Raw genomic sequence first — 14,228 nt, 5'->3', positions numbered from 1 at the left:
GGCGGACACATCGCCTCGCGCCTCACAGCGACCACAGCCGAAACAGCCGTCACTGAACGTGATTTCCCTGTGGGACAGCATGGTTGACGTACAGTCACCGCAACAAGCGCTTCGGGCATATTCCCGCGCGAAGGAGTACGGCTGGGGCATACTGTGCGACGCACACGGCGGGTAGTCGAACAGGGGCGCGCATCGGCGCCGGAACGCCCCGGTCTGTGCACCACTCGCATCTCACCGAGCGTACCGGAGCGGGAGGGCGGCCCGGGGTTGTGACGGGTGCGGCGAGGACACGACCCGGTATCGGCGCGCGGTCACTGGCGGTGACCGTCGCGCGCTCCCCCGGCCCGTCAGCCCTCCCGCGTGACGAAGTAGCGGGCGAAGGCGGTGACCGCCTCCTCCGGGTCGACACTCCCGCTGCGGTCCACGTCCAGCGACTCCGCCGTCAACGCCGCGGTGTGCGGCTCGACTCCGAGGACCCGCAGGGCGCGCTCCAGCCCGTCGACCTCCGCGCGGCCGTCGCCGTCACGGTCGGCGACCGCGAGCACGGCGCACACGAAGGGCCGGGCGATCTCGGCGAACCGGTCCGGGTTGTCCCGCAGGCGCTTGACGGCGCCGTGGACGAACTCCGCCCGCGTCACCCGCTGGTCGCCGTCGACGTCGGCGATGCCGGCCAGTCCCTGCCAGAACGCCTCCGCCCCGACCGACAGCGCCTGGCCCTTGTCCGAGCGGAACGGGGTGCCGAACGCGTCCAGCAGCCGGGAGGCCGCGGTGGTGAAGTCCTCGCGGGAGATATACCCGTTGCCGTCCTGGTCGAAGGCGTCGAACCGGTCGGCGATCCGGCGCTGGTACAAGTCCTCTGCGTCCATGCCCGGGAGGGTACGTCGCGAAGGGGTCGGCGTCACGCGGAGAGCGGCTCCGCCTCGTCGGCGGTGGCCGCGTCGACGTCCGCGTACACGGCGAACAGCCGCCGTACGCCCAGGGCCGCGAGGACCCGGTTGACGTGGGACCCGTCGACGGCGCCCTGCGCGGGGAGTATCAGGCGCAGCCGGCCGCGGCAGGAGTGCAGCAGGCGGCGGGCGGCGATGAGCACGCCGACGCCGCTGGAGTCGCAGAACAGCACCTGGGACAGGTCCAGGACGACATCGTGGCGGCCGGCTGCGACGGCGTCATGGACACGGCGGCGGATCACGGGCGAGGAGACCAGGTCCAGTTCGCCGCTGATGTGCAACACGGTCCAGGCGCCGTGCTCGGCTTCGTTCACCGTGAGCGTCGTCACGCGCCGCACCTTTCGTCGTCGAACCGGAGGCGTCGCTTCCTTTCGCGGGCTGCTGCCCAGCCCGCCCGCACTGAAACCCCCTTCGCACGGTCTGACGGTTTCCCGGGCAAAGGCGGGTGCGTTGTCCGTGACGCCCACTACATTCGAAAGGAGTCGGACCGGGAGGGCTCCGTATGGCGAAGGACACACCACCGCGCTGGGACCGCAGGATGCAGCAGCGCCTCGCGCGCGGCGAGGCGGCCGCACTGGGTGAGTTGTACGACCGGTTCGCCTCGCTCGTCCACAACACCGCGCACCGCGTCCTCGCCGACGAGGACGCCGCCGACCAGGTGACGCGCGAGGTCTTCGGCTACGTGTGGGAGAACCCCGACGCGTACGACCCGCGCCGCGAGGGCTCCATGCGCTCGTGGATAGCGCGGCTCACGCGCAGCCAGGCCGTGCACCGGCTGCGGCAGGCGGAGGTGGCGGCGTTCACGGAGCGCGGCGAGGGCACGCCGGAGGAGCTGGAGCAGAAGGTGCGGCGCGCGGCGGTGGCCGCCCGCGCGGACTACATCGTGCAGTCGATGCCGGCGCCGCTGCGCCAGGCGCTGGAGCTGGCGTACTTCCAGCGCCGGGACTACCGCCAGACGGCCGCCGACCTCGGCGTGACGGAGGACGAGGCCCGGCGCCGGCTGCGCCTGGGGCTGCAGTTGCTCTCCACGGCGAACACCCGGCCGGTGGACGGGCGGACGCTGTGACGGGGCCCCTGGACGGCGGCAGCCGGGACGACGGGGAGGACGAGGTGCGGGGCGCGCCGCGCATACCGGCACCGCGCCGGGCCGCCGACGACTACGACCCGCTGCCTCCGCCACCCGCACGGGAGCCCGGGCCCGTACCGGAGGCGGAGCCCGTACGGGAGACGGGTCCCGTGCCGGAGGCGGAGCCCGTGCCGGAGGCGGAGCCCGTACGGGAGACGGGTCCCGTGCCGGAGGCGGAGCCCGTAGCGGAGGAGGGTCCCGTACGGGAGACGGGTCCCGTGCCGGAGCGCGGGCCGGCGCCGTCGTCGCCGCCGGCGCTGCCGCACACGGTGCTCAAGTCGCTGCTGGGCGCGTGGGCGCTGGCGGCCTGCTCGGTCGAGGAGACGGCGGCCGTCGAGGCCCACCTGACCGAGTGCGCGCCCTGCGCGGACGAGGCGCTGCGGCTGCGCGACGCGGTGGCGCTGCTCCACCACGAACGGGACCTGGACCTCGACCCGCTGCTGCGCTCGCGGGTGCTGGAGAACTGCCTGGGCCGCCGCCCGGCCCGCATCCCGGTGCCCGACTGGGCCGGCCCGTACGACGCGGAGACCGCGCGGCTCGACGCGCTGCTGCGGGACATCGGTGACGCGGACTGGCACGCGCCGGTGCGGCTCAAGTGGTTCGAGCAGGAGCGGCAGGTCGGCCGCCGGACGACGGTGGCCGGGGTCATCGGGCACCTCCTGGCGGTGGACGGGCTGGTCGGATCGGCGCTCGGCCTGGGCGACCCGCTGGTGGCGGAGGCCCCGGGCAAGCCGCCGGGCCCGCCCGCGCCGGTCGACCCGTCGGAGCGCACCGAGGCGTACTGGCGCGCCGCGCACCACCCGCCCACGCGCGCGATCCGCGAGCCGTGGCGCGACCAGAGCCACACGCTGATCCGCACGGTCTCCTTCGCCGGGCACGGCGTCGGGGATCTGTCCGTGTCGTACGGCGACTTCGCGCTGCCGATGCGGGACTCGCTGCTCGACCGGGCCTTCGAGTGCTGGGTGCACGCGGTGGACATCGCCAACGCCGTCGACTACCCCTACGAGCCGCCCAGCGGTACGCACCTGCACAGCATGATCGACCTCGCGGCGCGCCAGCTGCCGGCCGCGCTCGCCCACCGCCGCCGGGCCGGGGTCGCGGCCCCGCCCCGCCGGCTGGTCGCGGCCGGCTCCCCGGGCCGCTCGCTCCACCTGGAGGTCGAGGGCTCCGGTGGCGGCCACTGGTACATCGCGCTGGACTCCCCGGCGGCGGTGGGGTGCGCCGAGGAGTCGGTCGCACTGGTGGCGCTGGACGCGGAGGAGTTCTGCCAGCTGGTGGCGGGCCACGTCTCCCCGGAGGAGGCGGCCGTGGGCCAGGACGGCGACCGCGAGGCCATCAAGGACGTGCTCTTCGCCGCGGCCTCCCTGAGCCGGCTGTAGCCGACCGGCCCGGGAGGACGTGCAGGGGTTCCCAGACGTGCAGGGGTTCCTACTCGAAGACGACCGTGCGGCGGCCGTTGAGCAGGATGCGGCGCTCCGCGTGCCACTTCACCGCGCGCGCCAGCGCCTGGCACTCGACGTCGCGGCCGATCGCCACCAGCTGCTCCGGGGTGACCTGGTGGCCCACCCGCTCGACCTCCTGCTCGATGATCGGGCCCTCGTCGAGGTCGGCCGTCACGTAGTGGGCCGTCGCGCCGATCAGCTTCACACCGCGCGCGTGCGCCTGGTGGTAGGGCTTGGCGCCCTTGAAGCTCGGGAGGAAGGAGTGGTGGATGTTGATGACGCGGCCGCTGAGCTGCTTGCACAGGTCGTCCGAGAGGACCTGCATGTACCGGGCCAGCACGACCAGCTCGACGTTCTCGCCGCGCACCAGCTCCAGCAGCTGCGCCTCCGCCTGCGCCTTGGTGTCCTTCGTGACCGGAATGTGGTGGAAGGGGATGTCGTACGAGGCGACGAGCTCGGCGAAGTCGGTGTGGTTCGAGACCACGGCCACGATGTCGACGGGCAGGGCGCCGATCCGGGTGCGGAAGAGCAGGTCGTTCAGGCAGTGCCCGAACTTCGACACCATCAGCACGACCCGCATGCGCTCGTCGGCGCGGTGGATCTGCCAGTCCATGTCGAAGGAGTCGCCCACCGCCGCGAAGCTGGCGCGGAGCTTCTCCACGGTCACCGGGGCCTCGGCCGTGAAGTGCACCCGCATGAAGAAGAGACCCGAGTCCCGGTCTCCGTACTGCTGACTGTCCTCGATGTTGCAGCCGGTGATGAAGAGGTAGCTCGACACGGCGTGCACGATGCCCTGTTTGTCAGGGCAGGAAAGCGTGAGGACGTACTGGTCAGTCATCCTCGCAGGATGCCACATTCCCCCGGCGCTCCCCGCCCCCGGTCCGGGAAACGGACGCCGCCCCCGCGCGAGACCGCGCTGTCGGCAAGACGCCCCCTAGGGGGTGTCTTGTCGATCAGGCCGGATCAGGGAGCGGCGTCTGGTGCCGTGGATCGCAAGGCGGAGGAGGGAGCCACTGCGGAGCATTGGCGACCGACGACAACGCGGCGAGGCGCGGTGCCAGGCGTCGCGAGCCCGGCAAGATCGGCAAGACGCCCCCTACGCCGCACCCGTCATGATCCGCAGCACGTCGAGCGAGCGCGGCGGCTCGTCCGGGTCGTCCCCGTCGTTCACGGCGAGCCGTACGTGCGCGTCCCGCGCCGCCCGCACCGCCTCCGGCCAGCCGTGGTGCGCCATGTACGTGGCGACCGGGGCGTCCGCCCCGACCTGGTGCATGATCCGCAGCACCCGCAGCACGGCCACGTCCACCAGCGCGGCCTCCGCCGAGTCCCGGAATATGGTGCCGACGTACTTCTCGGCGGACCAGTTGTCCAGCCAGGTGTCCTCCACCAGCCGGTACACGGCGTCGGTGACGTCCCCGTACCCCTCACGGCCGGCCAGCCAGCACTCCTGGTGGAACACCGGGTCGGAAAGCATGTGCAGCGCGGAGCGGACGTTGGTGCGCCAGCGCCACCACGGCATGTCGTTGAGCGGCATGCCGCCCATGGTGGAGGAGCGACGGCCGCGACGGGAAGAGTTCACGGAACTGGACACGTTTCGATCGTACGTTCCCCCGCAGTACGGACAGACCGCACCCCGTAATTCACCTCGTCGTCACCGAGCGTTGAACCTTCCACACTGCCGCGTTACCCATGGGGCGGAATTGTGCGGGGCATGACCGGTAGCGGTAACGGCAGGTTCGGCCTCACCCTCAAGGCCGCGACGGCACTCGTCTCGGCCTGTCTCGTCACCGGCTGCGGGGCGATCCCTGGAGCCACGGGGGGCTCCAGGGACCCCGTCACCGTGATGACCTGGGCGCCGGAAGGCACCCGCGCGACCAACATGCCCGGCATGCCCGCCATGGCCCAGGCGTACGCCCGCTGGGTCAACGCCCGCGGCGGCATCGACGGCCACGAGCTCCGCGTCCTGACCTGCAACGAGCGCAACGACCCGGCCGGCGCCGCCGCCTGCGCCCGGCGCGCCGCCGAGGAGGGCGCGGTCGCGGTCGTCGGCTCGTACAGCCAGCAGGGTCGCGCCTTCATGGCTCCGCTGGAGGCCGCCGGCATCCCGTACATCGGCGGGTACGGCGTCTCCGACGACGAGTTCACCAGCTACCTCTCCTACCCGGTGAACGGCGGGCAGCCCGCGCTGCTCGCGGGCAACGGCATGCAGCTCGCCGAGGCGTGCGAACGCGTCTCGCTCGTCCGGCCCGACTCCGTCACCGGCGACAACCTGCCGCACCTGGTCAACTCCGGCCTCGCCCACCGCCGTCACCGCCTGGCCACCGACATCCCGGCCGCCGAGGACGCCGGCGAGTACGCGGCCGAGGCGATGCGGTCCCGCGACCGGGCCGGTAAGAAGGGCGGCTGCGTCACCGCCGCGCTGGGCGAGCGCACCGCCAACTTCTTCGACTCCTTCCGCCGCCTGCCCTCCGACGGGCGCGACGTCAAGGTCTCCTCGGTCCTCGGCAGCGTCGACCAGCCGCTCGTCGACCGCACCGGCGGCGCGAACGGCCCCTTCGAAGGCGCCTACATCACCGGCTGGTACCCGGAGGCGGGCGATCCGGCCTGGGCCCCGATGCGGCAGGTCATCCGCGAGCACGCCTTCGGCGACAACCGCATCGACCCGGCCGACGCGGGCGTCCAGACCACGTGGATCGCGTACACCGTCCTGCGCCGGGTGATCGAGGCGCTCCGGACGGAGGAGATCACCGCCTCCAAGGTCACCCACGCCCTCGACCGCGGCGTGGAGGTCGACACCGGCGGCCTCACCCCCAGGCTGCGCTGGCGCTACGAGGACATGCTCGGCACGCCGGGCTTCCCGCGGATAGTGAACCGGGACGTCACCTTCCAGGTCGTACGCCAAGGGCGCCTGGTCGCGCAGAAGAAGGGCTTCGTCGACACGGGCCCGACCCTGCGCGAGGCACGCTCGCTCTGACGCCGGACGCCGCTCCCTGACGACCGCTCAGAGCTGCTCGGGCTGGCGCGCGGTCAGGCCGTAGGTGGCAGCGATCTTGTTCCAGAGGCCGGAGGCCTGCCGCTTGGCGGCCGTGGCCTCCCCGCTGGCCACGTTGGCCTGGGCGGTCTGCGCGGTGTTGCGCGCGCGGCCGTCCTTGCAGCCCTTCTTGTCCTTCACCTGTGTCGCCCAGGTCGCGTAGTGGTCGTCAGCGGACGCGGACGCCTGCCACGCCTTGGTGAGGGCGGCGGTCAGCGCGGCGTGGTCGGGCAGCTTGTCGACCTTGAGCCCCTGGAGCTTGGTCACCAGCCCCCGGCGCTGGCTCGCGGCACCGCGCAGGTCGCTGGCGGCCTGGTCGAGCTTGTCGCACCGCTTGATGTTCTCGACGGAACGGATCACCGCGCCCCGGCTGTCGCTGCTCTCGGCGAGCAGCTTGTCGAGCGCCTCGGCCTGCTCCTTGACCGGGTCGGCGGCGGCCTCGGGGGCGCTGCCGTCGGCGGGCGCGGGTGACGTGGCCCCGGCGACGCTGGTGTGGTCACCCGTGCCGCCGCCCGCGTCGCCGCCACCGCCACTGAGCAGCGCCCCGGCGCCGAGCCCGACGACCGCGCAGCCGACGACGACTCCGGCGATGAGCATCACCTTCGGCCGCCGCCGCGACGCGGGCCGCGGCTCGTCGTACGCCTCCTGGTACGGCGGCTGGTGCTGCGCGTGCTGCTGGTGTTGCGGGTGCGGCGTGTGCTGCGCGGGCTGCTGGTACGCGGGTGTCCGCGGGTACTGCTGCTGCGGCATGTGCTGCGTGGCGGCCGCGCCCGCGTCGTCGCGGAAGAGGTTGTCGAACTCGGCGGGCGGCTGCCGCTCGTCGGGCGTCCCGGGCCGGATGCCGTACGGCGCGCCGGACGGCTGCGGCGGGACGGGCGGCAGGTACGCCGTCGCCTCGGCGTCGGGCCCGGCGGGCGGCATCGGCCGGGCGACGGGCGGTATGTACTGCGTGGCGTCGGCGTCGGAGGCCCCGCGGGCGGGCATCTCCGGTGGCAGCGGCTGCGCGACCGTGCCGTACTGCGGCTGCGGCTGAGGCGGCTGCGGCGGCTGGTGCTGCTGTGGCGGCAGCGGGTGCTGCGGCTGGTGCTGCTGGTGCTGCTGGTGCTGCTGCGGCGGGTACTGCTGGTGCTGCTGCTGGTACGGCCCCGGCTGGTACGCCCCGGGCTGCTGCTGCGGCGGCTGGTGCTGGGGCCCCGGCTGCTGCGCCTGCGGAGGAGCCTCCTGCCCGCCGCCCGGCGGGCCCCAGGGGCCGCCCCACGGCTGGCCCCCGGCCGGTCCCGCACCCGCCTGCCCCGGACCCTGGCCCGCGCCCCAGGTCTGGCTGCCCTCGGCGGGCAGCACGACACCTTCGTGCGCGGGCCGCGCCGCCGGAAGGTGCGGCTCCTGACCCTGTCCGCTCTGCGTCACCGGGACTCCTACGTGTGTACCTACGGAATCGTCGGTTCACGCTACCGGGTGACTCCCGGCCCGCGCACACCTGTGTGGCGGCAGTAACAAGAACCCTTTCGCGGACGCTGTTAAGCCGTGGTGCCGGGCGGGCGTCAGGCCGCCTGGAGCTCCAGTCGCGCGCCGAATTCACGGACCGCCGGCTCGTCCGCGTACGGCTCCAGCCGGTGCTGGAGGTCCTCCAGGTACTCCGCGCCGCGCGTCGAGCGCAGCGTGCCGAGCAACTGCGCGGCGCGCGTGCCCGTGTGGCAGGCCTGTTCGACCTCACGCTGCTGGAGCTCGGCCGTGGCCAGCAGGACCAGGCCGATGGCGCGCCGCCGCGCCCGCGACTCCGGGTGCCCGTCGAGCGCGTCGCCCGCGGCCCGTGCCGCCTCCGCCGGGCGCCCCAGGTCCCGGTAGCAGTGCGCCAGTTCGTCGGCGAGGTACGCGTGGTCGAAGTGCGCGATCCACGCCGGGTCGTCGCCCGCCTCCGGGTCGGCCCGGTCCAGCGCGGCCACCGCCCGGCCCACCACCTCCTCGCAGGTGCGCGCGTCGCCGAGCAGCGCGTGCCCGCGCGCCTCCGCCGCCAGGAACATCGCCTCCGCCCGCGGCGGCACGTGCCCGCGCGCCCCCTCCTGCGCGGCCCGCGCCAGCTGGGCGATCTCCCGCGGGTTGCCCAGCTGGGCCGCCAAGTGGCTCATGGACGCGGCCAGTACGTACCCGCCGTACCCGCGGTCCCCCGCCGCCTGCGCGAGCCGCAGGGCCTGGATGTAGTACCGCTGGGCCAGCCCCGGCTGACCGGTGTCCACCGCCATGTACCCGGCGAGCTCCGTCAACCGGGCAACCGCGCCGAAGAGTTGCCGCCCGACGGCGTCCCGGTACGAGCCCGAGAGCAGCCCGGACACCACGCTGTTGAGGTAGTGCACGACCACGGGCCGTACGTGCCCGCTGCCGAAGCGGTGGTCCAGCTCCACCAGCGCGTCCGTCATCGCCCGTACCGCCTCGACGTCGGACGTCCCGACCCGCGCCCCGGTCTGCCGCGCCACATGGGCGTCGGCGCCCGTGATGAGCCAGTCGCGGCTCGGCTCGACCAGCGCGGAGGCGGCGACCGTCGAACCGGACAGGAAGTCGCGCCGGCCCACGTCGCTGCGCCACAGCTCGCAGACCTGCTCGATGGCGCCGAGCACCGTGGGCGCGAACTGCAGGCCCACACCGGAGGCGAGGTGCCTGCCGTTGGCCATGCCGATCTCGTCGATCGTGACCGTGCGGCCCAGCTTGCGGCCCAGCGCCTCGGCGATGATGCCGGGGGCCCGCCCGCGCGGCTGCTGGCCGCGCAGCCAGCGCGCCACCGAGGTCTTGTCGTACCGCAGATCGAGTCCGCGCTCCTGCCCGACCATGTTGACGCGGCGGGCGAGCCCGGCGTTGGAACACCCCGCTTCCTGGATGAGAGCCTGCAGCCGTTCGTTCGGCTGACGGGCGACGAGCGGCCTCGCTGCCATGACTACCCCCTGTTGCGCCGGTGATCAGTCCGTTGATCACTGCCCGGCTGATATGCGAAGAATGCAGAAGTTGACGTCGGATCGCTGCCTTGTGCCGAGACAGGCGTCATGCCATGCAATGCCGGTCAATGACGCGCATTGCCATGCAATGACGTGCAATACCTTGCAATGACAGGAGATTGCCATATGTATGGCACGGCTCCCACCGACTGTGGCTACCCGCCGCCCGCTCCCGGCCCTCCCGCGCGCCCCCGGTCGTGCATCCATGCGCCCCGGATGCCGAATCGATGCTCCTCCGCCTCCCCGCCCGCGCCCCGTAACCCCCCGGTTGACCGGTAGTTGAGCTGTCCGTGGAAGAGACCATCGGAGTCACGGACGCCGCGCGGATCCCCCTGCAGCGAGGCGAGCAGCTGCTGGACGTCGCCGTGCGGTACGCGGAAGAGCGGCACTGGGAGGTGTTCCCCGGCACCTGGCTGGAGCCGGTGGACGGTACGGAGCGGTGCTCGTGCGGCGAGGCCGCCTGCCCCGCGCCGGGCGCGCACCCGGCCCGGCCGGACTGGGCGACGCAGGCGACGGGCAGCGCCGTCGCGGCGCGCCGCATGTGGGGGAAGCAGCCCCGGGCGTCGATCCTGCTGCCGACGGGGCGGACCTTCGACGCGCTGGACGTGCCGGAGGCGGCGGGGTTCCTGGCGCTGGCGCGGATGGAGCGGATGGACCTCACGCTCGGCCCGGTGACCTGCACGCCGAACCGCCGGATGCAGTTCTTCGTCCTGCCGGGCGGCGCGGGCAAGGCGGCCGATCTCGTACGGAAGCTGGGCTGGTCGCCCACCTCCATCGACCTCGTCGCGATGGGTGAGGGGAGCTACGTCGCGGCCCCGCCGACCCGGGTCGGCGGCCACGGCGCGGTGCAGTGGGCCCGCCGGCCGACGCCCGCCAACCGCTGGCTGCCCGACGCCGAGGAGCTCATCAGCCCGCTGGCGTACGCGTGTGGGCGCGAGGCGGCCGCTGCCCGCTCCCGGAAGGCCTGACCAGCGGAAACTGCCGGTCTCCGCCCCTGCGCCGGCCCGGGCCCCGTCCGTAGGCTGACCCCGTTGCCAACAGGTACGTACATACGGGGACTACGGAAGGCAGTGACCATGCCGGACGACGACGAGATGAGGGGCGCCGCGCCCGCCGTGCGGGTCGAGGGTCTGTGGAAGAGGTTCGGCGACCACGTCGCCGTGGCCGGGATCGATCTGCTGCTGCCCGCGGGCCGGTTCATCGGGCTCGTGGGGCCGAACGGCGCGGGGAAGACCACGACGCTGTCCATGGTGACGGGGCTGCTGCGGCCCGATCAGGGCCGGGTGGAGGTGGCCGGGCACGACGTGTGGCGCGACCCGGTCGAGGTGAAGGCGCGGATCGGTGTGCTGCCCGAGGGGCTGCGGCTGTTCGAGCGGCTGTCGGGCCGTGAGCTCCTCGCGTACACCGGGCGGCTGCGGGGGCTGCCGGGGGACGAGGTGGACAAGCGGGCCGCCCAACTGCTGGACGTGCTCGACCTGGCGGGTTCCCAGCACAAGCTGGTCGTGGACTACTCGACCGGGATGCGCAAGAAGATCGGCCTGGCGGCGGCGCTGCTGCACAACCCCGAGGTGCTCTTCCTCGACGAGCCGTTCGAGGGCGTCGACCCGGTGTCGGCGCAGACGATCCGGGGGGTGCTGGAGCGGTACACCGCCTCCGGCGCGACGGTGGTGTTCTCCAGCCATGTGATGGAGCTGGTGGAGTCGCTCTGCGACTGGGTCGCGGTGATGGCGGCCGGCCGGATCCGCGCCCAGGGCACGCTCGCCGAGGTACGCGGCGAAGCGCCGTCCCTCCAGGCCGCGTTCCTGGAACTGGTGGGCGCGCAGGGGCGGGACGCGGGCGAGTCGCTCGACTGGCTGGGCGGTGGCCGGTGATCTCGGTCTTCGTACGGCTGAAGCTGTCGCTGCTGCGCAACGGGCTGCGGCAGTCGGCGGGGCGCACGGCCGTGTACGTCACGTCGATGGTGCTGACGCTGGTGTGCGCGGCGGGGCTGCTGCTCGGACTGGTGCTGCTGCGCGGGCACGCGCAGGCGGCCGCGGTGGTCGTGCCGCTGACGGCGTTGCTGGCGCTGGGGTGGGCGGTGGCGCCGCTGTTCTTCCCGGGCGGTGACGAGACGCTCGATCCGACGCGGCTGGTGATGCTGCCGCTGCGGCCGGCGTCGCTGGTGCGGGCGCTGCTGGTGTCGTCGCTGGTGGGCATCGGTCCGCTGTTCACGCTGTGTCTGGCGGTCGGCGCGGGGCTCGCGTTGGCGCACGGCGCGGCCGCCGTGGTGGTGGCGGTGCTGGCCGTACCCCTGGTGCTGCTGGTGTGCGTGGCGTTGGCGCGGGCGGTCGCGGCGGCGAACATCCGGCTGCTGACCTCGCGCCGGGGGCGGGACCTGGCGGTGCTGAGCGGCCTGCTGATCGCGGTGGGCGCCCAGGTCGTCAACTTCGGGGCGCAGCGGCTCAGTCGGTCGGGCGGCCTCGCGGAGCTGGAGCCGCTCGCGGAGGTGGTGCGGTGGGTCCCGCCGGCGTCGGCGGTCGGCGCGGTGGAGTCGGCGGGCGAGGGCGCGTACGGGGAGGCGGCGGCCGGGCTGCTGCTGGCCGTGGCCGCACTGGCCGGCCTGGTGTACGGGTGGCGGCGCAGCCTGGTGCGGCTGATGACGGCGCCGGACGGCTCGACGCTGGCGGCGGCCTCGCGCCCGTCGCGCCGCGAGTCGGCGGCTTCGGCGGGGTCTTCGACGCGGCTGTGGCCCGAGGGGCGTACGGGCACGGTGATGCAGCGGAGCCTGCGCTATGTGTGGCGGGACCCGAAGACCAAGGCGGCGTGGGTGACCTCTTTGGCGATCGGCCTCATCGTGCCGCTGTTCAACGCCCTGCAGGGCACGGGCTCGGTCTACTTGGCGTGCCTCGCGGCCGCGATGCTCGGCATCCAGATGTACAACCAGTTCGGGCAGGACACCTCCGCCTTCTGGATGGTGGCGATGGCGATCTCCTCGACGCGGGACGCCTACGAGGAGCTGCGGGCGCGCGCCGCCGCGCTGCTGCTGATCACCGTTCCGTACGTGGTGCTGGTGACGGCCGTGACGGCCGCGATCCTGGGCGACTGGGCCGTGCTGCCGGAGGCGTTGGGCCTGTCCTTCGGGGTGCTGGGCGCGATGCTGGGCACGGGCGCGCTGGCGTCGGCCCGCTTCCCGTACTCGATCCCGCAGGACAGCGGCTACAAGAACGTGGCGCCGGGGCAGGCGGGGCTGGCGTGGATGTCGCTGCTGGGCGGCATGCTCGCGGCGACGGTGCTCAGCGCGCCGCTGATCGCGCTCACGGTCACGCTGCACGTCACCGGCGCCGCGTCCTGGCTGTGGCTGCTGCTGCCGCTGGGCGTCGCGTGGGGGGCCCTGCTCACCTGGGCGGGGGTGCGGCTGGCGGCGCCGCGCACGGCGGAGCGCCTGCCGGAGATCCTGGCCGCGGTCAGCAAGGGCTAGCCGGCGCCGGGGCCGAGCCCGGCGAGGAAGGGCTCCAGCACCGCGCGCCAGGCGTCCGGGCGGTCGTAATGGAGGAGGTGGCCGGCGTCGGGCACCTCGGCGTACTGGCCGTGGGGCAGGACGCGGACCATCTCCTGCGCCTCCGCACGGCCGAGTTCGCCGTCGAGGCCCCGGACGACGAGGGCGGGGCAGGAGACCTGGGCGAGCGCGTCCCAGTGGGCGTCGTGGACCCAGGTCTCGCGGGAGGTGAGCATCTGGCGGCGGGAGAAGAGCGGGTACCAGCCGTCCTCGCGCTCGGCCATCACCTCGGCGAAGAACTCACCGCGCGCGGGGCTGGGGCGCTCCAGCCGGGGGTCGTCCTCGCCGAACCACTTGCGTACGTCGGCGAGGGTGGCGAAGGGGACGGGCCAGGAGCCGAACCACTGCTCCCACTCGCGCTGGGAGGCGGCACCGAGGGCGGAGGCCCGCATGTCGCAGATGACGAGGGCGCGGACCAGGTCGGGGCGCTCGGCGGCGAGCTGCCAGGCGGTGAGGGCGCCCATGGAGTGGCCGACGAGGATGGCGGGGCCCAGGCCGAGCTGCTCGATCGCGGCGGCGGCGTCGGCGACGTACGCCTCGCGGGTGAAGGGGCCGTCGGCGGGCTTGTCGCTGCGGCCGTGCCCGCGCTGGTCGAGCGCGACGGCGCGGTGCCGCTCGGCGAGCCAGCGGGCGGTGGTGGCCCAGTGCGAGGCGCGGCCCATCAGGCCGTGGAGGAGCAGGACGCCCGGGACCGCTTCGCCCGCCGCCTGGTCCTTGGGCGGGTCGGCGAACTCCCAGGCGGCGAGGCGTAAGCCGTCGGCCGCGGTCAGGTCGATGCGTCGCACCATGCGTCCTGGCACCCCCTTCTCTCTCGTGTGTCTCGCTGTCTCGTACCGACGCCCACAGTATCGAACTCGTATTCGAAAATCGGGTTCCGGGGCATAACACCGCTCGTTCGAGTGACGCCGCTCAAGGATTGACGGGCGTAACCGAGGGGAGATCTTCATCGGGAGGCGGGCCGCTCGGGGAAAACCGGCCCGAGGGGGATGACCCTGAGAGCTCGGGGCTCCGGGTCAGCACAGGGGAGGCAAGGCCCCGGCGCCGAGAGGCGCCGGGGCTTTCCGTATGCCCATGCCAGCGGGGCACGCGGCGTGCCCGCGCGCCCCGGATGCCGGTGCGGCGCATCACCTGCTCCCTCCCCGGGCCCGCGGCCCCGGCGCTCA

At 73.7% G+C, this 14,228-nt stretch carries 13 protein-coding genes; 6 read left to right on the top strand and 7 right to left on the bottom strand.

Features of this window, described 5'->3' with window-relative positions:
* Positions 1-347: 347 nt before the first annotated feature.
* Together AB0A69_RS10015 and AB0A69_RS10010 are read right to left on the bottom strand one after the other, a co-directional pair.
* The gene (locus tag AB0A69_RS10015) at positions 348-866 is read right to left on the bottom strand and encodes an EF-hand domain-containing protein (RefSeq protein ID WP_361417771.1); all 519 of its coding nucleotides are present in this window, start codon (positions 864-866) and stop codon (positions 348-350) included.
* 32 nt (positions 867-898) lie between these two features.
* A complete protein-coding gene (locus tag AB0A69_RS10010) occupies positions 899-1,276 on the bottom strand; it encodes an STAS domain-containing protein (protein ID WP_361417768.1) in 378 nt (125 codons plus the stop codon).
* Between the two features lie 173 nt (positions 1,277-1,449).
* On the opposite strand from AB0A69_RS10010, the gene AB0A69_RS10005 reads away from it, so the two are divergent.
* Together AB0A69_RS10005 and AB0A69_RS10000 are read left to right on the top strand one after the other, a co-directional pair.
* Positions 1,450-2,013 (top strand): sigma-70 family RNA polymerase sigma factor, encoded by a 564-nt coding sequence (locus tag AB0A69_RS10005; RefSeq protein WP_361417765.1) that lies wholly within the window; start codon positions 1,450-1,452, stop codon positions 2,011-2,013.
* Positions 2,010-3,452, top strand: coding sequence for a maleylpyruvate isomerase N-terminal domain-containing protein (locus AB0A69_RS10000; RefSeq protein ID WP_361417762.1), 1,443 nt, complete (start codon positions 2,010-2,012; stop codon positions 3,450-3,452). Before AB0A69_RS10005 ends, AB0A69_RS10000 begins: the two co-directional genes overlap by 4 nt.
* 49 nt (positions 3,453-3,501) lie before the next feature.
* Here the strand turns inward: AB0A69_RS10000 and purU are convergent, their stop codons facing one another.
* Positions 3,502-4,353 (bottom strand): formyltetrahydrofolate deformylase, encoded by an 852-nt coding sequence (gene purU, locus AB0A69_RS09995; protein WP_361417759.1) that lies wholly within the window; start codon positions 4,351-4,353, stop codon positions 3,502-3,504.
* 258 nt (positions 4,354-4,611) lie between these two features.
* Positions 4,612-5,058: a hypothetical protein gene (locus AB0A69_RS09990; protein WP_361418429.1), complete on the bottom strand. Its 447-nt coding sequence runs from the start codon at positions 5,056-5,058 to the stop codon at positions 4,612-4,614.
* Between the two features lie 168 nt (positions 5,059-5,226).
* Between AB0A69_RS09990 and AB0A69_RS09985 the strand changes: the two genes are divergently transcribed.
* Entirely contained in the window at positions 5,227-6,489 is a 1,263-nt protein-coding gene (locus tag AB0A69_RS09985) for an ABC transporter substrate-binding protein (RefSeq protein ID WP_361417756.1), read from the top strand.
* Positions 6,490-6,516: 27 nt separating this feature from the next.
* Here the strand turns inward: AB0A69_RS09985 and AB0A69_RS09980 are convergent, their stop codons facing one another.
* Together AB0A69_RS09980 and AB0A69_RS09975 are read right to left on the bottom strand one after the other, a co-directional pair.
* The gene (locus AB0A69_RS09980; protein ID WP_361417753.1) at positions 6,517-7,953 is read right to left on the bottom strand and encodes a hypothetical protein; all 1,437 of its coding nucleotides are present in this window, start codon (positions 7,951-7,953) and stop codon (positions 6,517-6,519) included.
* Between the two features lie 134 nt (positions 7,954-8,087).
* Positions 8,088-9,470: a transcriptional regulator gene (locus AB0A69_RS09975; protein ID WP_361417750.1), complete on the bottom strand. Its 1,383-nt coding sequence runs from the start codon at positions 9,468-9,470 to the stop codon at positions 8,088-8,090.
* Positions 9,471-9,820: 350 nt separating this feature from the next.
* Here AB0A69_RS09975 and AB0A69_RS09970 point away from each other — a divergent pair, with 350 nt between their 5' ends.
* The 3 genes from AB0A69_RS09970 (at position 9,821) to AB0A69_RS09960 (ending at position 12,987) form a co-directional block, all read left to right on the top strand.
* The gene (locus AB0A69_RS09970) at positions 9,821-10,498 is read left to right on the top strand and encodes a bifunctional DNA primase/polymerase (RefSeq protein WP_361417747.1); all 678 of its coding nucleotides are present in this window, start codon (positions 9,821-9,823) and stop codon (positions 10,496-10,498) included.
* 108 nt (positions 10,499-10,606) lie between these two features.
* Positions 10,607-11,401: an ABC transporter ATP-binding protein gene (locus AB0A69_RS09965; protein ID WP_361417744.1), complete on the top strand. Its 795-nt coding sequence runs from the start codon at positions 10,607-10,609 to the stop codon at positions 11,399-11,401.
* Positions 11,398-12,987 (top strand): transporter, encoded by a 1,590-nt coding sequence (locus AB0A69_RS09960; protein WP_361417741.1) that lies wholly within the window; start codon positions 11,398-11,400, stop codon positions 12,985-12,987. Before AB0A69_RS09965 ends, AB0A69_RS09960 begins: the two co-directional genes overlap by 4 nt.
* Here AB0A69_RS09960 and AB0A69_RS09955 read toward each other — a convergent pair.
* Positions 12,984-13,853, bottom strand: a complete 870-nt coding sequence (locus tag AB0A69_RS09955) for an alpha/beta hydrolase (protein ID WP_361417738.1) — start codon at positions 13,851-13,853, stop codon at positions 12,984-12,986. The two genes, AB0A69_RS09960 and AB0A69_RS09955, sit on opposite strands and share 4 nt — an antisense overlap.
* Between the last annotated feature and the right edge of the window lie 375 nt (positions 13,854-14,228).

It is taken from the genome of Streptomyces sp. NPDC045431 (genome assembly GCF_040646655.1).
In the GTDB taxonomy this organism is placed as follows: domain Bacteria; phylum Actinomycetota; class Actinomycetes; order Streptomycetales; family Streptomycetaceae; genus Streptomyces.
Note: the sequence above shows the minus strand (reverse complement) of the source record. Positions and strands in the feature narration are given on the sequence as shown.